The sequence below is a fragment of the Bacillus mexicanus genome, from assembly GCF_050445615.1.
Lineage (GTDB): Bacteria > Bacillota > Bacilli > Bacillales > Bacillaceae > Bacillus > Bacillus mexicanus.
On sequence record NZ_JBCEYV010000002.1, the window covers coordinates 242,386 to 261,558 of the forward strand.

Sequence of the window (19,173 nt, forward strand, 5' to 3'; positions counted from 1 at the left end):
GAAAAAAGCTGGCGCTCTGGCGCCAGCTTTTTTCCGTTATCTATTCGCCGCCTTCAAGCATGGCGGCTTCCACATCATTAATGTATTGGCGAAGCTCATGGGAGAGGTCCCGAGAAATTTCCCGCTCCTCGAAAAGCGTTTGAATTTCGTTTCTGATCGCCTGAACGGCTTTCAGCTTCACTTCCAGCTTCTGATTTTCAAATTGGGCGCTTGATCTTAGCTCATGATGGCTGTGCTCCAGCCTGAAAATTAACTGTTTATAAAATGAAATGACAGATAAAACCACTTCTTTATGTTCGTCCGCCTTATATTTTTCCAAGTATTCTATCGCTGCTTTTGCTGTTTTTACTCTCGTTGCCCGTATCAATCCCGCTTCATTTAAAATCGACATCTCCGGTTTTTTATGTTCACCGAAGAAAATCCAATACATCAGCCGCTTGAGCCTTGTTTTTGACAATCCGACTTTAAATGGATTGCCATACAAAATCTCTAATTCATTAAACCGTTCTTGCAGCACATTTGCCGTTTCTTCCGGGATGTCTCCCCGCTCCAGCATTTTCATCAGTGCCTCTTGCTCAGCCTTAACCCCTTGGGCACGAACCTTTCGCTCATGTTTTTTGATCCGATTAGACGATGTATACTGCTGAAAACGAAGATTTTTCATTTTCTCATTGTATTCAGCTATCACCGCAAGAGAGGCCGTTTTGTTCGTCTCATTCATGTCCTCTTTAATCGTTTGGAGAGCTGTTTTAATCAATTTACGTCTCGCCGTCAGGAGCTTCTTATTGCGTTCCTCGTCCTCTTCTTCTTTTTCAGTCAGAATCGGCAGGACAACAGTGGCAAGGACAAGCGTACATAAAATGACGCCCGCTGCTAAAAAGAGAATCAGGTTTCTTTCGGGGAACGGTGTGCCATCCTCAAGAAAATACGGAATGGAGAAAGATCCTGCAAGCGTGACAGCTCCGCGCACACCGGAAACCGAAAGTAACAGCGTCGAACGCAGACCCGGTTTATAGATGTTCTGATCTTTATTAAAGAACCACTTGCCATTCCAGAAGAACAGCACCCACAGAAATCTGAGCAGCATCAGCGTAAATGTGATCACAAGGATATAGCTGATCACCTTCAAGTTGCTGATAGCGGTGTCGTTAAAGATGACAGAAATGACGTCTGGAATTTGCGTCCCCAGAATCACGAAAACCAAACCGTTCAAAATAAATAAAATGATGTTCCACGTACTCGAGGATACGATTTGCAGCTTGATCATTGTTGATTCCAAACGGTCCTGTTCAACCGCATGGGTGATTCCTCCCGCCACAACGGCCAAAATGCCGGAAACGCCGATTTCTTCCGCTGCCAAATAAATCACAAACGGCGTCAAAATCTGAATCAGCATATGCATCGTGACATCCTGCATACCGAGCCGGCGAAGAAATAGGCGAAAGCGGATAATCAAGAACGAAATGACTACCCCGCACAGCAAGCCTCCGAGAGAAATAATAACAAAGCTGAAAGCCGCTTGCGCTAATGAAAATGCACCGGTCACTGCTGCCGCAATCGCAAACTTAAAGGCCACCAGACCTGATGCATCATTCATCAGCCCTTCACCTTCAAGGAGGCGGAGAATCCCTTTGGGCATTTTCACTCTTCCTGATAATGCGCTGACAGCGACAACATCAGTCGGTGAAAGAATGGCCGCAAGCCCAAAAGCCGCTGCCAGCGGAATATCAGGAATCATCCAGTGTATCGTGTAGCCTCCTACAATCACAGTCGCAAATACAAGGCCGAGTGCAAGCAATAAAATCGGAGCCCGTAAATTCCAAAGCTCCGCCCGTGGCGTTCTCTTTCCATCATTAAATAGAAGAGGCGCAATAAACAGAACAAAAAACAATTCGGTATTTAATTCAAAATGTAGCCCCTGTGGAAACGAGGCAGCGATAATTCCGAGCGCCACCTGAATCAAAGGCACAGGAATAAACGGAATAAATCGGTTTATGATATTTGATATTGCAATAATCGTTAATAAAACGAGAACGACTAAAAATATGTCCAAATACATGACCTCCTTCGTTTGTTGTGTTCATGCTTGATGTGCTAGCAGAGGCTTTAGGCTTATTTAGATGGCTTTGTATTAATACGTGATTTCTCAGGAGTTCTCTCCGCACTTGTCTTCTTTTATAGTACCCTTTTTAGGGTATTTTTTCTCATGATATGCTCACTGTGAACTTTTTTGCACCAGAGCAAATTCAAAAAAAGAGACAAGGAATGATCCCTGCCTCTCATCTCTTTATCAATGATGAAAATTCGTGCCGTCAGTCGTTGCTTTAATGATTCCTGCGCGGATGACAAAGTCACCGAAGTGTTCGCCTTCTTCACGTTCTTTCGCATAGCGGGAAAGAAGGACGCGCAGCTCGCTTAAAATATCTTCTTCACCGATGTTTTCACGGTACATTTTGCTTAAACGGCTTCCGTCAAATGCAGCGCCAAGATACATATTATATTTGCCCGGCGCCTTTCCGATAAATCCAATCTCACCAAGTGCATGGCGTGCACACCCATTCGGGCATCCTGTCATGCGTATGGTGATTTCCTGATCACGAAGGCCGTTTTCGTCAATAATCTCTTCGACTTTATCTAAAAAGGTCGGTAAATAACGCTCTGCTTCAGCCATTGCCAATCCGCAGGTCGGGAGAGCGACACACGCCATAGAACTGCGGCGGAGCGCTGAATGATGCTTGCCGTCAGTGAGTCCGTATTGCTCGATTAACGCGCTGATTTCAGCTTTTTTCTCACTTGAGACGTTGGCGATAATCAAGTTCTGATTGGCTGTCAGACGGAACTCGCCTGTATGAACTTTAGCGATTTCCCGCAAGCCAGTCATCAGCTTATAATCATCGTAATCCGTTATACGGCCGCCTTCGACAAACAGCGTGAAATGCCATTTATCCTCAATGCCTTCCACCCAGCCATAGCGGTCACTGTTATGGTCGAAATGATACGGCTTCGCTTCTTTCAGGCTCCAGCCGAGGCGGTTTTCCAATTCTTCTTTTACGTTTTCTAAACCAAGGCGGTCAACCGTGTACTTGAACCGTGCATTTTTGCGGACAGAACGGTTTCCGTAGTCACGCTGAATCGTAATCGTTTTTTCAGCAACGTCATACATTTGCTCAGGACGGCAGAACCCAATTATCTTAGCTAATTGCGGATATGTCGCTGTGTCGCCGTGTGTCATTCCCATGCCGCCGCCGATGGCCACGTTAAAACCAATCAGTTTGCCATCTTCAACGATTGCAATGAACCCGAGATCTTGTGAGAAAACGTCAATATCATTAGACGGCGGAACGGCAATACCGATTTTAAACTTCCGGGGCAGATAGAGCGGTCCGTACATCGGCTCGACTTCTTCTGGCGTGCCAGCCACTCTTTCCTCATCAAGCCAAATTTCATGATATGCTCTCGTTCGCGGCAGCAGATCATCACTTAATTTTTTAGACCATTCGTAAACCTCTGAATGGATGTCAGACTGATAAGGATTCGAAGCGCACATAACATTGCGGTTTACGTCTCCGCAGGCTGCGATTGTATCCAAAAGTGCTGAATGGATCGTCTGAATGGTTTTCTTCATATTCCATTTTAAAATTCCGTGCATTTGGAATGTTTCACGGGTTGTCAGCTTTAATGTGCCGTTCCCATATTTCTGAGAAAGGTCATCCATGACAAGCCATTGCTCAGCCGTTGAAACGCCTCCTGGCATGCGCACACGCAGCATGAACTGATAGGCCGGTTCAAGCTTTTGCTTTTGGCGTTCATTGCGGAGGTCGCGGTCATCCTGCAAATAACTGCCGTGGTGTTTCATCAGGCGGTTGTCATCATCCGGAATTCCGGAACTGATCCGATCAAGCATCACTTCTTTCAGTGTGCCGCGCAAATAGTCACTTTCTCTTTTAATGCGTTCAACATCGCTTGGAGAGCCGTCCGGTGCTTTTAAATTTTTGGTCACCATGTTGAAAAACTCCTTTCAAGTCAAATCAGTATACATCACGCTGGTAGCGTTTTTGCTGCTGCAAATCGGCAAGATAAGCTTCCGCTTCATCACGGCCCATATTGCCTTCTTTTTCGATAATATCAAGCAATGTGTGATGGACGTCATGCGCCATATGCTTTTCATCGCCGCAAACGTAAACAGCCGCACCTTCTTGAAGCCATTCGAACAATTCTGCGCTCTGTTCAAGCATGCGATGCTGCACATAGACTTTTTCTTCCGTATCGCGTGAGAACGCCACATCCATTTTTGTCAGCACACCGTCTTTAAGCCAATTCTGCCACTCTGTCTGGTAAAGGAAATCTGTCACAAAGTGCTGATCGCCAAAGAACATCCATGCTTTTCCTTCCGCACCCGTTTCTTCACGCTCCTGCATAAAGGAACGGAACGGCGCAACGCCTGTCCCAGGGCCGACCATGATAATCGGCGTTTCAGGATCTTTCGGAAGCTTAAAGTTTTGATTATGCTGGACATAAACCGGCAGTGTGTCGCCCGGCTGTAGACGCTCTGCACATAAAATCGAGCAGACACCTTTTCGTTCACGGCCGTGCGAATCGTAGCGGACTGCGCCGATCGTTAAATGCACTTCATCCGGATTTGCTGATAAACTGCTCGCAATCGAATAGAGACGGGCCGGCAGTTTCCGAAGAATCGAAACAAACTCCTGCGCTGATACGCTGAATGGGCCATAATCCCGAACGAGATCAAGCAAATCTCGCCCTTCAAGATATGCTTTTACGTTCTCTTCATTCCCCGGAGCTAAAAGCTCTCTAAGCTCATCGCTCCCAGACAGCTGGGCCGCCTGTTCAAGAAGCGGTTTTGTGAGAATGGTAATCTCGTAGTGAGAAATCAGCGCTTCTTTCAGCGGACGAACATCACCTTGCTTATTGATCGTCACAATTTCCTCAGGGTCCCAATTCATTTCTTTAAGCAGCAGATCCACAAGCTCAGGATCGTTTTCCGGATAGACGCCGAGGCTGTCACCAGGCTCGTATGTCAGGCCAGATCCCTCAAGAGACAGCTCCACATGGCGTGTTTCTTTATTCGATCCTCTGCCGTTCAAATTTATATTTTCTAACACTTCAGCCCGAAACGGGTTTGTTCTGGAATATGAAGACTCACCGGTTTGAGGCGCAGCAGTTGCCGGCGCCGGTGCACCACTTCCGCCCCCGGCTTCACTTAATCCCTCAAATACGCTCTCAAGCCATTCTGCTGCCGGCTCATCATAGTCAAGGTCGCAATCAACGCGCGGAGAAATCCGAGTTCCCCCGAGTTCTTCTAAGCGCTGGTCAAACTCTTTCCCTGTCTGGCAGAAAAATTCGTACGAGCTGTCACCAAGCGCCAAAACGGAAAAACGAAGGTCTTCAAGCTTAGGCGCCCGTCTTCCATGCAGAAATTCATGAAACGATAGCGCGTTATCGGGAGGGTCACCTTCACCGTGCGTACTGACAACGATCAAAAGATTGTTTACTTTCTTCAGCTGATTCGGCTTGAAATCGCTCATAGATGAAACGTTCACTTGAAAACCGCGCTGTTCAAGCTGCTTGCCGGCGTTCTCCGCAAGCTCCTGTGCGTTTCCTGTCTGTGAACCGTAAAGAACGGTTACTTCTTTGGAAACAGCCGGTGCCGGCGCTTCTGCAGACACAGCTGCTACTGGCGTCCCCGCCGTTACTTGAACGGAAACAGATTGAGCAGATAAATATCCGCTCAGCCAAATTTTTTGAGATTCGGTTAAGGTTGGCAGAAGGCGGTTAAGGAGCTCTGCCTGCTCCTGATTAAACGGACTGTTCATTACCTGAAGTTGCAACATATCCACCTCACAAAGTTATAAACTGATCGAAAATTGCATCTAATTAAACTTTACCGGAATACTAGGCTTAAGTAAAATATATTTACATGATGATAACTATTAAGAATCCTAATGATAAAACCGCTTTGTTTCATTAAATAAAAAAGAGAAGGATCTCCTTCTCTTCATTCAGCATTCTGATATAAATGAGGCGGCACAGCCGTTACAAACGGACTGGCATTCCCTGTATAAAACACCGAAAGCACATGCATGGCTCGGGTGCAGGCAGTGTATAACAGCCTGCGATCATGCTCAGTTCGGAATTGTTCTTCTGATGCATCGTAAACGAGGACTGCGTCAAACTCAATCCCCTTCGCTAAATAAATCGGAATGATACAAACTCCTTTTTGAAATGTTTGATTTTCTTTATGGATCAATCGAACATCTATATATTCACTCATGTGCGCGTGTGCTTGTATGCTTTGCTGCGCAGTCTTGCAAATGACGGCTATCGTTTCATGACCTTGCGTTTTGAGCCGTTCAATTTCTTTCGTAAGCTTTTGACAAAGGTCCTCACGTTCTTTCGTTTTGAAGACAAGAGGCATTTCCCCGTCTCTGTTAAAAGGCTCAATGTCCGCTCCGTCCTGAAGCATTGTTTTTGTCAGCTCGACAATCTGCCTTGTTGATCTATACGTTCTCTTTAAACGAACATATTCAGCCGGCTCACCTTCAAAGTACGCATCCATTCGTTTTGCGCCATGTATGGCATGGGAATAGATAGACTGGTTGACATCGCCGAGCACCGTCATGCTGGCGGCTGGAAAAATGCTTCTCATGTACGCCATTTGAAACGGCGAATAATCTTGAGCTTCGTCAATAAAAAGGTGTTTGATCTTCGTATTTTTCTTTCGGCCTTCAATGAGATCCTGCATATAAAGAAACGGCGCCGCATCCTCATAAAGCAATTGATTTTCCGCAAATGCCGATCGGGTCAACTCTCCTATTTCTGCCATTTTCTCAAGCTGAGACTTCGTTTCGCAGCTAGAAAACAATTGCAGATACAGCTGTTTTACATCAAGAAACGCGAAGCGTTTGACCGCTTGCTTAAGCGGCTTGAAAGCCTTTCTCACAATGATGGCGGCAAGCAGCTGTTGCTCTCTTTGATAATCGTTAAATGTATTCTCATTAAACTGCTTTCTTTCCTGCAGTTTTTTGTACACGTCCAAGTAATCCTCTTTGTCCAGAAGCTCAGCTGCCTGAACGACCCAATCTTTACGCCGTTCTTTTTTCTCAAGCTTGTTTAGCTCAACCAGCAGCCGCTTCGCCGTTTGCTCCATGCGGTTCGGAATGGACTGGCTTTGGTCAAGTGAGTAAAAATAGGATTGAATCTGTTCCTTTGTGATTAATTTTTGTCCGCGGAAGACGATGTTTTTAAAAATCATTCCTTCAGAGGACAGCCGTTTGACGTATTCATCAATGAATCGCTGAAAAGATAAGCCAGCTTTCCAATTGATTGCCGAAACCCTAAAAGGAAAAGTGCCATCTGTTTTTTCTGTCAGGCAATATTCGAGCTGCTCAAAAGGGCTTTCACATTGAAATTTGCGGCCAAGCCGATGCTCAATATATTCCTGAAACGTCGCCTGCTCCATATTCTCTTCTCCTAACTCAGGCAAAACAGAGGAGACATAGCTGTTAAATAAAAAGTTAGGAGAAAATAAAACGATTTGTCCGGCATCAATAACACCGCGATGTCTGTATAACAAATAAGCAACACGCTGAAGCGCGGCCGATGTTTTTCCGCTTCCAGCCGCTCCCTGCACGATCAGAAATTTGCTTTTTTCATTACGGATAATCTGATTTTGTTCTTTCTGAATCGTTGACACGATGTTTTTCATTTGGGTGTTAGAGTGATGGCTTAATACCTCTTGCAGCATCTCATCGCCAATCGTCATCTCTGTATTAAACATCGCCTTAAGAGCGCCATTTTTGATGATAAACTGGCGTTTCAGCAACATTTCGCCTTCTATCGTTTCACCGGGCACTTCGTACTCCGCTTTTCCTGGGGAATAATTGTAGTACATACTTGATATCGGCGCTCTCCAGTCATAGATCAGAAATTGTTCCTCCTTCTCATCCATAAAAGAAGCCAAACCAATATAAATTCGCTCCGCCATCCCCTCTCCCTTTTCAACAAAATCAATCCGGCCAAAATAAGGCGACGCTTTTAATTGGTGAATTCGTTTGAGCTGCTGATCTATACGCCGATGATTCCGCTCCCGATCAGACAGCAGCTCGGCCTGCTGCTTCATGCTCGCCATCGTTTCAACCGCTTCATGGGCATCATCAAGATTAACCTTAACATCCTCCCAAAAGTTTTTTCTTAACCCGATAATATCTTGCTTTAACCCGCCCGCAGACGTTTCCAGAAACCGCTCTTTTTTGTCCAGCTCCTGCAGCACCTCGTCTATTCTTGACTGTTCTTCCTTCCATTCCTTTTCCTGCTGATTCATGAACGGCACCTCCAGAAAATAGTTGACAAACATAGATGAAATACTGTATAATATAATTGGATACATATATAGATATATATAAATGAGAAAATACAATTTATCTTACCACATCACCCAATATCAATCAAGGTTTGGGTTATTTATATGCAAAAAACCGATTTCAATGCGAAATCGGTTTTTTGATGCTAGTTATCTAAACGAAAAGAACGGTTTGGCAGCTTCCACTTAAACATATAGGAACAAATGCGGCACACAACGAGCACGAAAAACAGAACATACAAGCCGAATGAGTTTCCCAGCCAGCCTAAGCCGACGATTAATCCGCCTAGAGCCGCCCATACTGCATAAATTTCTGCTTTCAGCACAAGCGGCTTGCGTCCGGCAAGAAGATCGCGAATTATACCGCCGCCGCTCCCGGTCAGCACCGCAGCCACAATGACGGCACTGAGCGGATGGCCCATTTTGACGGCATACAGCGCGCCTTGGATGGCGAAAGCTGCGAGGCCGATCGCATCTGATAAATTGCCCCATTTGTTCCAATGCTTCAGCAACAGCTTCGGAAATAGAAACACAATGGTAATAGCCACGAGAGCGATCTGAAAATATGCGCCTTGCTCCCATAATGCTGACACCGGAACTCCGATCAGCAAATTACGGATCGCTCCTCCTCCAAAGGCAGTGACGATTCCTAATATATAAACTCCTAAAATATCATATTCCTCTTCCATCGCAACGATTGCACCACTGACTGCAAACGCAATGATGCCAATTACACTGAGAAGCTCCCAAGCCATTCTGATGACTCCCTTTATGTTTGTTAATTTTTCTGACGACCTCTAGATTTTATAATCGCTCGAGCGTAAAATCAACAACATTTTTACGATAAAAAAGATAAATGTTGAGAGAATATATCAAACGGGTTTTCGAGATTCAAAAAAAGCACCCGGCATACGCGGACGCTTTATCGTTACTCAGATTTTTCACCTTTCAGCAGGCACATAAAAACAATAATCAGGATAAAAGCAATCAGGGCCAGGAATGGAATGGTTATAAAGCCGAACCAGTTTATATATTGGCCTGAGCACGGCACGCCGCTTATACACGGCTTAATACCGGCAAAGCCGGGCACTTTTTGCTCTAAATAGTGCATTGTCGAAACGAATGCTCCGATAATCGCCATCGGAAGCACATATTTTTTCACGCGTGTGTCCCCTTGAAAGGTCGCGATTCCTAAAATCAGCACGAGCGGATACATGAGGATACGCTGGTACCAGCACAGCTCACACGGGACGAATTTTCTGATTTCACTGAAATACAGGCTGCCGAGCATAGCGACAAGAGCGACAACCCAGGAAGCATATAAAAATACGATTCTTTTTTTCATATGACTACTTCCCTTTCAGCTCTTTTTCTATCGTTTCTTTGATTTCCTTATAATCCGCAAAATGTTTGATCACTTTATCATTCACGTAAATCGTCGGTGTTTCTTTTATGTTCATCTTCTGATTAAGGTTAGAATCTTTTTCCACTTGAGAAGCGAATGTTTCCTTATCAAGGTTGTCCTTGAGCGCCTCAGGTTTTATCTTTGTGGTGCTTTTGGCAAGATCACCAAGGACGGCTGGTGTTACCCATTCCTGTTCTGTGTCCGGCTGTTTCTCGAACAGCTTTTCATGGAATGCCCAGAAAGAGTCAGGGTCTTCTTTCCATACTTCCTCTGATGCAAGAGCCGCTAATCTAGAGCCTTTTCCATGAAACATCACATTCACGAATGAAAATTTCACATCGCCCTTATCAATAAAGTCTTTTTGTATCTTTGGGAAGATGTCACTGTTAAACATCTTACAAGACGGACATTTGTAATCTCCGAATTCAACTACAGTTACCGGTGCATCATCCTTGCCGAGCACAGGCTGGCCTTTAATAGACGGCTGTGCGGAAACCGCTTCATTGTCTTGTTCCATTTTGTTATTAATGATAACAATGGCTGCTAATAAGACAACAACCACAACCGTAAGGATAACCGCAAATTTCGCAGAAGACTGCTGTTTCTTTTTCACTCCGACACCTCATCGTTTTAAAATTAAAAAAGAAGCGGATCACATCTGACCCACTTCTTTATTTTAACAAGACAAGCGCCGGTAAGAAAACCCCGAAAAATTGAATTCTCTCCGACAATTTATCTGTTTTTGACACGCATAACGCGCATGGCGTTTGCCACAGCGAGCAGTGTAACGCCGACATCTGAGAAAACCGCTTCCCACATCGTCGCAATTCCAAATGCTCCAAGAATGAGAAAGACCGCTTTTACACCTAAAGCAAAGCCGATGTTTTGCCACACGATTCGCCGCGTCCGTTTCGCAATCCGAATCGCTTCCGCTATTTTGGACGGCTGATCTGTCATCAGCACAACGTCTGCAGCTTCGACCGCGGCGTCTGAACCAAGTCCGCCCATGGCTGCTCCGATATCTGCACGCGCAAGCACCGGCGTATCATTGATACCGTCACCGACAAAAATGAGTTTTTCATTTTGTGAAAGCTCGGCTTCTAACGCTTCGACCCGCGACACTTTATCCTGCGGCAGCAGCTCCGCATACACCTCGTCGATGCCTAGCTGTTTTCCGACAGCTTCTCCTGTTTGTTTCGAATCACCTGTCAGCATAATTGTCTGTTTAATTCCGAATGATTTCAAATCGGCAATCGCCTGTGCTGCATCTTCTTTTACTTCATCCGCTATAATGATGGCTCCGGCATAGCGTTGATCAACAGCAATGTGTACGATCGTCCCGGCATGCTCATCTGAGACGCCCTCAATCTGTTCTCTTTCCATGAGTTTTTTATTCCCGGCAAGAATCTTAGTTCCGTTTACATTTGCAACAATGCCGTGGCCCGCTATTTCCTCATAGGATTCTATCGCGTCAGAGGAAATTGCTTTTCCGTAGGCTTTACGAACAGATTCAGCAATCGGATGCTGTGAATGAAGCTCAGCATATGCGGCCGCTTCAAGCAAACGATCCTTTGTGAATCCTTCTGCAGGTTTGATTTCTGTTACTTCAAAGCTGCCTTTTGTTAGTGTCCCTGTTTTATCAAACACAGCGTATTTGACTTGATTCAAGGCTTCTAAATAATTGCTTCCCTTCACAAGCACTCCAGCCTTTGAGGCTGCGCCAATCCCGCCGAAAAAACCGAGCGGTATAGAAACAACGAGCGCACATGGGCAAGAAATCACTAAGAAAATAAGCGCGCGGTACACCCAATCGGAAAGTGCGGCGTCAGAAAGAACCAGCGGAGGGACAAAGGCCAGCAATGCCGCGATGATCACCACGGCAGGTGTATAATACTTGGCAAATTTCGTGATAAAGTTTTCCGTCCGGGCTTTACGGCTGCTCGCATTCTGAACCAAATCTAATATTTTCGATACTGCAGATTCCTGATAGCCCTTTGTGACTTCAATATGGAGAACGCCGTTTTGGTTGATAAAGCCTGACATGACCTCTTGCCCTTCTGCGGCTTTTCTCGGTACAGATTCACCGGTCAAAGCGGATGTATCAACCATTGCTGATCCCAGCACAACCTTACCGTCAAGCGGGATGCTTTCTCCCGGGTTGACCACAATAATATTACCTGTCTGAACATCTTCCGGAGAAACCTGTTCAATGCCGTTCTCTGTTTTCACATTGGCATAATCAGGCCGTATGTCCATTAGTGCACTGATCGATTTTCTAGACCGGCTGACCGCTGCTCCTTGAAAAAGCTCGCCAATTTGATAAAACAGCATAACGGCGACGCCTTCTGGGTATTGCTGAATCAAAAAAGCGCCGATTGTGGCAAGAGCCATCAAGAAATGCTCATCAAACACCTGACCGCGGCTGATGTTTTTGACTGCCCGAATGATAATGTCACCGCCAATAATCAAATAGGCGGCGAGGAAAAGCAAAAATTCGATTGTTCGGGAATGAACGAAATAAGCCGCTGCTCCAAATATGACAGCCGCTGACATTCTAACCAGCATCTTAATCATTCGATGACGATACCCGTCATCAGCCGGCTTCTTTTTATGCTTTTGACGAACCATTACATGCGGATCGATTGATTTCACCTTTTTCTCCACCTTATCGGTGACCCATCGCTCTTCTTTTCCATCAGCTGAGACAATTAAGGTGCTTGCCGCAAAATTAACCGCACATTCGTCAATGCCATTTATGCCTTTGATGCCATTTTCAATTTTTTGAGCACAGTTGCTGCAATCCAAACCGTCCAGAACATATTCCTGTTTCACTAGTCTCACCTTACCTTCCGATTTAAGGTTCCCTCTTTAAAGCGCATCAATGAGTATTCGTGAATTTATATATATGAACATATACTCATATATTAATTACATCTATTATATGTTCAATTCCCTGAAAGTGTCAATATAAAACAAAAACCGGCATATAGCCGATTTTTATTTTACTCTCTGCAGACGCAACGCATTCAGAACAACAGAAACAGAGCTGAAAGCCATTGCTGCTCCCGCGATCCACGGAGCTAAAAATCCGAGCGCCGCGATTGGGATGCCGAGGCTGTTATAGCCAAGCGCCCAGAATAAGTTTTGTTTAATATTTTTCATTGTCAGTCTGCTCATGCGGATTGCGTCGGCAATGCTGTTCAAGTCGCCGCGAATCAGCGTAATATCTGCTGATTCCATGGCAATGTCCGTCCCTGTTCCAATTGCCATGCCAATATCGGCTGTGGCAAGCGCCGGCGCATCGTTAATTCCGTCGCCCACCATGGCCGTCTGACGACCTTCTTTTTGCAGGCGGGAAATTTCCGCAGCCTTTTGTTCAGGCAGGACTTCCGCAATAACACTCGTAATTCCAGCTTCCTTCGCGATGGCTTCTGCGGTCCTGCGGTTGTCACCTGTCATCATGATGACATCGAGCCCCAACTCTTTCAGACGCGCCACTGCCGCCCGTGACGTGTCTTTTATCGTATCGGCAACAGCTACAAGCCCTGCGGCTTCACCTTCAATGGAAACTAGCATAACCGTTTTTCCTTCCGCTTCAAGTTCTTCCATTTGGGCAAGAAGTGATCTATGCTCAACCTGTTCACTCTCCATTAACTTTCTTGTGCCGACAAGAATGGTTTTGCCTCCGGCTTCAGCCAAAATGCCTGCGCCGATTTTTGCTTCAAAGCGGGTCAGCTTCGGTATCTCAAGCCCTTTGTCTTTCACCCCGGCAACAATTGCTTCACCGAGCGGGTGCTCCGATCCCGTTTCGGCTGCCGCTGCAAATTGAAGCAGGTCGGTTTCTTCAAAGCGGCCGACCGGAATAGCATCTGTCAGTTGCGGCTTCCCGTTTGTGACAGTTCCGGTTTTATCGAGAACAATCGTATCAAGACGATATGTTTTCTCTAAATGCTCGCCGCCTTTAAAAAGAATCCCGAATTCAGCAGCGCGCCCAGATCCAGCCATAATACTCGTCGGAGTGGCAAGGCCGAGGGCGCAAGGACAAGCAATGACAAGAACCGCAATGAACTTGCTGATCGCTTCAGAAAAATCGCCGGGAGCGGCCCAAAGATACCAAATGAGGAACGTGAGAACCGCAATCCCTAATACGATAGGCACAAAAATGCCGGAAATCTGATCAGCGAGACGCTGGATTGGTGCTTTTGATCCTTGTGCTTCCTCGACGATTTTGATGATATGAGAAAGCGCCGTATCCTTTCCGACATTGACTGCTTTGATTTTCAGGAAACCGTTTGAGTTCACGGTTGCGCCTGTCACGCTGTCACCTGGTTTTTTGTCAACAGGAAGACTTTCTCCGGTAATCATCGATTCATCAACTGCCGAGAGGCCTTCAATTACTTCTCCGTCGACAGGAATTCGTTCGCCCGGTTTGACGTAAACAACGTCATCGACAAGCACTTCGTCTATCGGGATGATTTGTTCCTGTCCATCTCTTACGACAGTCGCTGTTTTCGCTTGAAGCTTCATCAGCTTTTTAATGGCATCTGATGAACGGCCCTTTGCTTTTGTTTCAAACAGCTTACCCAATAAGATCAGTGTCAGCAAAATCGCGCTTGTTTCATAGTAAAGACCGTCTGTATGCCCGTGGGAACCGAAGCTTTGAATTGTAAGATAAAGACTGTAAGCGTAAGCAGCCGTCGTCCCGAGCGCGACCAACACATCCATATTGGCGCTTTTATTTTTGAGCGCCTTATACGCACTAACATAAAATGGCCAGCCGATCAGAAACTGCACTGGCGTCGCCAGCGCAAACTGCATCCATGGATTAAGGAATATATCCGGCACCCAAATGAACGATGTGAACGTAAAATGACTCACCATCGCCCAGAGCAATGGAAACGACAGAACTGCTGAAAAGATCAATCTCGCCATTTGTTTCCGTTCATCTTTCTTTTTAGATGCAGCCGCCTCACCGTCCTCGTCGCCCTTTGGTTTAAGCTTATATCCCAGTTTATCAACGATTTCTTTCAAATCGCCGACAGATGCTTCTTTTGGATTGTACTCGACCATAACTGTTTCTAAAGCGAAATTTACGGGAGCGTTTGTGACGCCTTCCATTTTATTGAGCCGCTTTTCAATCCGATTGGCGCAGGCCGCACAGGTCATGCCCTCAATATCGAATTCAGCTTTTTCTGTTACGACATGATAACCCAACTTTTCGATTTTCCCTTGAATCGCTTCAGCCCCTGTTTCAGCAGGATCGTAGGTGACATTTGACGTTTCCATTGCCAGATTGACGTTGGCGTCTGTGACACCCGGCAACCGCTTGAGGCCTTTTTCAATTCTAGTGGCACAGGCCGCACAGGTCATCCCAGATATCTGCATGGCAATTTCCTTTTGTTCACTCAACATACTCACTCCTTTATATACACCCCGGGGGTATATAAGAATTTAAGAAATATCGCGCCCCATAAAGGCGCGATACTTTGCATCACTCAGCTACATCATAGCCCTGATCTTCTATTGCATCTGAAATGTCCTTAACTGATACTTTGTCAGCATCAAACGAAACATCGACTTTTCCCGCTTCCAGATCGACTTGCACAGCATTGACGCCGTTCAATTCTCCTACACTCGTTTCAACTGCTTTGACGCAGTGCTGACAAGACATTCCTTCCACTTGCAATGTTTTTTGTTCCATCTGAATTCCTCCTGTTTATCTTTCTGACTTTATCCTACCATACCCCCGTAGGGTATTACAACTGAAAAAGACTTTATGACTTTGTGAACTTCTTAAATATGTCTAATAGCTCAGAAATCGCCTGTTCTCCGTCTCCGCTTTTGATAGCATCTGCCACACAATGATGGGCATGATCCTCAAGCAAATGAAGCGCCACATTTTTCATTGCCGCCTGAACAGCTGAAATCTGTACAAGTATGTCCACACAATATCGATCGTTTTCTACCATATTTTGAATTCCTCTGACCTGGCCTTCAATCCGCTTCAAGCGGTTTGTGATTTGATCCTTTTCCTTTGAGCTTTTATGATTTAATGCTTTATGTTCGTTATGGTTCTCCATCCGTACACCTCTGTTTCTTATATTAATTCCCATTATACTGATTGTACAAACTGTTGTCTAAGCTTGCCGCAAAAAAGTGCACCAGTTAGGTTTTACCATTTTCACCAGAGGGTATATATCTCATGTGAAAACGCTTTTAAAGGGGAGAAAAAAGTGGATACGATACAGGTTGGGATATTAGGATACGGACTGTCGGGTTCTGTTTTTCACGCGCCGCTGCTTGCCGTTCTCAATGAGTACCACATCAGCAAAGTCATGACATCACGGACAGAAGAAGTAAAACGAGATTTTCCGGATGCTGAAGTTGTGCATGAGCTTAAGGCCATCACAAATGATCCGGGCATTGAGCTTGTTATTGTCACTACCCCGAGCGCCCTTCATTATGAGCACGCTATGGCATGTATTGAGGCCGGTAAACATGTTGTCATTGAAAAACCGATGACTGCGACAGCCGAAGAGGGACAGAAATTAAAGAAGGCTGCCGATGAAAAAGGTGTATTGCTAAGTGTCTATCATAACCGGCGCTGGGATAATGACTTTCTAACGATTAAAAAACTGATTGCTGACGGGTCTCTTGAAGATATCAATACATATCAAGTCTCCTATGACCGCTACAGACCTGAGGTTCAAGCAACGCGCTGGCGGGATAAAGAAGGCGTCGCCACCGGTACGCTGTATGACCTTGGCTCCCATATCATAGACCAAACCCTCCATTTGTTTGGAATGCCTAAAGCCGTCACTGCAAATGTGATGACCCAGCGGGAAAATGCCAAAACCGTTGATTATTTTCATTTGATAATGGATTACGGCAAGCTCCAAGCCATTTTATACGGCGGGTCGGTCGTTCCGGCGAATGGCCCGCGTTATCAAATTCACGGACAGCATTCCAGCTTTATCAAATACGGAATTGATGGACAGGAAGCCGCACTCAGGGCGGGTAAAAAACCGGAGGATGACAGCTGGGGAGCAGATGATCCGACGTTTTACGGAGAGCTGACAACCGTTCACGGCACAGACAAAAAAACAGAAACCATTCCATCGGTAAATGGCTCTTACCTTACTTATTACCGCGAAATAGCCAAAAGCATGCGGAAAGGCGACACGCTGCCTATTACCGCTGAAGAAGGAATCAATGTTATCCGCATCATTGAAGCGGCGATGAAAAGCAGTGAAGAGAAACGAACCATTATGCTTGAAGAATAAACAAAAGCCTCCCCGCGAAAAGGGAGGCTTTTTCATTAAAATGTTTTTCCTGCTTCTTTCGCACGCGCAATCGCGTCTTCTTTGATTTGCTGTGCTTTATCAGGCTCTGCATTTTGCCCTTCTACGAAAATGCCATCGAAGGATGGGACGCCGAAGAAGTTCATCATGATGCCGATATAACGGTGGCCCATTTCCATTTCAGCCGCAGGGCCTTCTGAATAGTAGCCGCCGCGCGCTTGGATATGAATTGCTTTTTTGTCTGTCAACAAGCCGACAGGACCTTGTTCAGTGTATTTGAATGATTTTCCTGCAACTGCAACAGAATCAAGATACGCTTTCATTACTGGCGGGAATGAGAAGTTCCATAAAGGAGTCACGAATACATACTTATCAGCAGAAGCAAATTGATCGCTAAGCTCTCCCAGACGGCTCACTTTCGCTTTTTCGCTTTCAGAAAGCTCGTCAAATCCTGTGCCTGACTGAAGCTTGCCCCAGCCGCTGAAGACATCTGCGTCAATGTGCGGGATGTTTTCAGTGTACAAATCAATATGTACAACCTCATCATTTGGATTCGCTTCTTTGTAAGATTCGATGAATGCTTTACCTGTTGCCATACTGTAAGAAGTTGCTTCATCATGCGGGTGAGCAGTGATATACAATACTTTTGCCATTTTTACCAGCCCTTTCGTTTTTAAAAATCACACATCAATTATTATCATCCAGATGCGCTGTCATTATTCTTTCTCTCTTAGGGTTTATTATAGAGACAATAAAAATTACTTTCAAGCAAAACATCTTGAATTAAAGATTATTTCACTTCTCAATAGTTATTCGCAACTTCGCACACATCGCGCTGAGCTCTTTCATAAGAGACATATAACTTGAAAGTTATGGTTCTTTCATTGTCCTCAGCAATTTTAACTATATGACCTTTAAATGTGTAAATGTGTAAAACCCTTCTCATTTAGTCGCTTTTAAGAAATTCAACACACGATTACTTTGTTGCATGATTTTCCTTTAAGAGAACATAAATATTCATTAAACAGCCATCAAATAAGACCAAATCGAATTTTTGAAAATCCACTGCAAATAAAAAACCTCTCCTTTTGAGAGAGGTTTAAAAGACACTGCGTACCAAACCGCCGTCCGCTCGAAGCGCGGCGCCATTGATCGCAGATGATAGCGGGCTGCTTAAAAATGTCACGAAGTGAGCGATTTCTTCCGGCCGGATCAGTCTTTGAATAATGGATGTCGGCCGGTTTTCTTTCATAAAACGAGCCTCAGCTTCTTGAACAGTCAAGTTTTCACCCGGATACAGCGAATTCAGCATGGTTTCCACACCTTCTGTTAAGGTAGAACCCGGCATAACAGTGTTGACTGTGACATTCGTGCCGGTTGCCAGCTCCGCCAAACTGCGGGAAATGGACAACTGCATCGTTTTTGTCGCACTGTAATGGGCCATTTCCTGAGACGGCATAATCGCCGCTTCACTGGCAATGAAAATGACACGCCCTTCTTTTTTCTCGATCATATTGTGCAAATACTTACGTGTCAGCCTTACTCCGCTCATAATGTTCACTTCAAAAAAACGAAACCATTCATCATCGGGAATATCAAAGTACTCCGCCGGTTCAAAAATCCCTAAATTGTTAACCAAAATATCAACGTGCGGATATGCCTGAAACAGCTCGTTGCAGCCTTCTTCTGTTCCCAAGTCAAACGCAGCCGGATACAGGACCATTTCTGAATGTTGCGTTTTCAATTCTTCTATCGTCTGATTCACTTTCTCTTCTCGGCGCCCATTGATGATCACTGCCGCGCCTTCTTCAGCTAACGAAGAAGCAATGGCTTTGCCAATCCCCGATGTCGAACCTGTCACCAGGGCAGTTTTTCCTTGTAAATTCAGCTTCATGCTTCATCCCTCCGTTTTACGTTCCTCTTATTTATTGACAGAAATGCGTTTAGTGAAACAGCTGCTCTGCAATCAGTATGAAACAGCTGGGATTGAAATAGAAGTACGTACTTTTTAGTGCCTGTGATCCGAAAAAAAATAAAGCAGAACCTCATCAGAGGTTCTGCTTTATTTTCATTAAGTGATGCCATCC

General features: G+C 45.3%; 14 protein-coding genes. 1 reads left to right on the top strand and 13 read right to left on the bottom strand.

From position 1 onward, the window contains the following. Positions 1–40 precede the first annotated feature (40 nt). From AAGG74_RS10935 to csoR, 11 genes are all read right to left on the bottom strand, one after another. The gene (locus tag AAGG74_RS10935) at positions 41–2,053 is read right to left on the bottom strand and encodes a Na+/H+ antiporter (protein WP_162103554.1); all 2,013 of its coding nucleotides are present in this window, start codon (positions 2,051–2,053) and stop codon (positions 41–43) included. Positions 2,054–2,290: 237 nt separating this feature from the next. Beyond that, the gene (gene cysI / locus AAGG74_RS10940; protein ID WP_429675418.1) at positions 2,291–4,003 is read right to left on the bottom strand and encodes an assimilatory sulfite reductase (NADPH) hemoprotein subunit; all 1,713 of its coding nucleotides are present in this window, start codon (positions 4,001–4,003) and stop codon (positions 2,291–2,293) included. A gap of 25 nt (positions 4,004–4,028) precedes the next feature. Continuing rightward, positions 4,029–5,849: an assimilatory sulfite reductase (NADPH) flavoprotein subunit gene (locus tag AAGG74_RS10945; protein WP_429675905.1), complete on the bottom strand. Its 1,821-nt coding sequence runs from the start codon at positions 5,847–5,849 to the stop codon at positions 4,029–4,031. 167 nt (positions 5,850–6,016) lie between these two features. Continuing rightward, positions 6,017–8,341, bottom strand: a complete 2,325-nt coding sequence (helD, locus tag AAGG74_RS10950; RefSeq protein WP_429675419.1) for an RNA polymerase recycling motor HelD — start codon at positions 8,339–8,341, stop codon at positions 6,017–6,019. Positions 8,342–8,526: 185 nt separating this feature from the next. Continuing rightward, a complete protein-coding gene (locus AAGG74_RS10955; RefSeq protein WP_162103558.1) occupies positions 8,527–9,135 on the bottom strand; it encodes a trimeric intracellular cation channel family protein in 609 nt (202 codons plus the stop codon). A 173-nt stretch (positions 9,136–9,308) separates the two neighbouring features. Then, the gene (locus AAGG74_RS10960) at positions 9,309–9,725 is read right to left on the bottom strand and encodes a disulfide oxidoreductase (RefSeq protein WP_162103559.1); all 417 of its coding nucleotides are present in this window, start codon (positions 9,723–9,725) and stop codon (positions 9,309–9,311) included. A gap of 4 nt (positions 9,726–9,729) precedes the next feature. Further along, complete coding sequence (gene bdbD, locus AAGG74_RS10965; RefSeq protein ID WP_162103560.1) at positions 9,730–10,398, bottom strand: disulfide bond formation protein BdbD; 669 nt, start codon at positions 10,396–10,398, stop codon at positions 9,730–9,732. Positions 10,399–10,517: 119 nt separating this feature from the next. Further along, positions 10,518–12,626, bottom strand: a complete 2,109-nt coding sequence (locus AAGG74_RS10970; RefSeq protein ID WP_429675420.1) for a heavy metal translocating P-type ATPase — start codon at positions 12,624–12,626, stop codon at positions 10,518–10,520. A gap of 156 nt (positions 12,627–12,782) precedes the next feature. Then, positions 12,783–15,194, bottom strand: a complete 2,412-nt coding sequence (gene copA / locus AAGG74_RS10975) for a copper-exporting P-type ATPase CopA (RefSeq protein ID WP_429675421.1) — start codon at positions 15,192–15,194, stop codon at positions 12,783–12,785. An 82-nt stretch (positions 15,195–15,276) separates the two neighbouring features. Next, a complete protein-coding gene (copZ, locus tag AAGG74_RS10980) occupies positions 15,277–15,486 on the bottom strand; it encodes a copper chaperone CopZ (protein WP_429675422.1) in 210 nt (69 codons plus the stop codon). Between the two features lie 73 nt (positions 15,487–15,559). Next, positions 15,560–15,865, bottom strand: a complete 306-nt coding sequence (gene csoR / locus AAGG74_RS10985; protein ID WP_162103564.1) for a copper-sensing transcriptional repressor CsoR — start codon at positions 15,863–15,865, stop codon at positions 15,560–15,562. A 117-nt stretch (positions 15,866–15,982) separates the two neighbouring features. On the opposite strand from csoR, the gene AAGG74_RS10990 reads away from it, so the two are divergent. Beyond that, positions 15,983–17,068, top strand: a complete 1,086-nt coding sequence (locus AAGG74_RS10990; protein ID WP_429675906.1) for an oxidoreductase — start codon at positions 15,983–15,985, stop codon at positions 17,066–17,068. Positions 17,069–17,103: 35 nt separating this feature from the next. Here the strand turns inward: AAGG74_RS10990 and azoRB are convergent, their stop codons facing one another. Both azoRB and AAGG74_RS11000 read right to left on the bottom strand, forming a co-directional pair. Further along, a complete protein-coding gene (gene azoRB, locus AAGG74_RS10995; protein ID WP_162103565.1) occupies positions 17,104–17,739 on the bottom strand; it encodes an FMN-dependent NADH-azoreductase AzoRB in 636 nt (211 codons plus the stop codon). A 446-nt stretch (positions 17,740–18,185) separates the two neighbouring features. Then, positions 18,186–18,980, bottom strand: coding sequence for an SDR family NAD(P)-dependent oxidoreductase (locus AAGG74_RS11000; protein WP_429675423.1), 795 nt, complete (start codon positions 18,978–18,980; stop codon positions 18,186–18,188). Positions 18,981–19,173 lie beyond the last annotated feature (193 nt).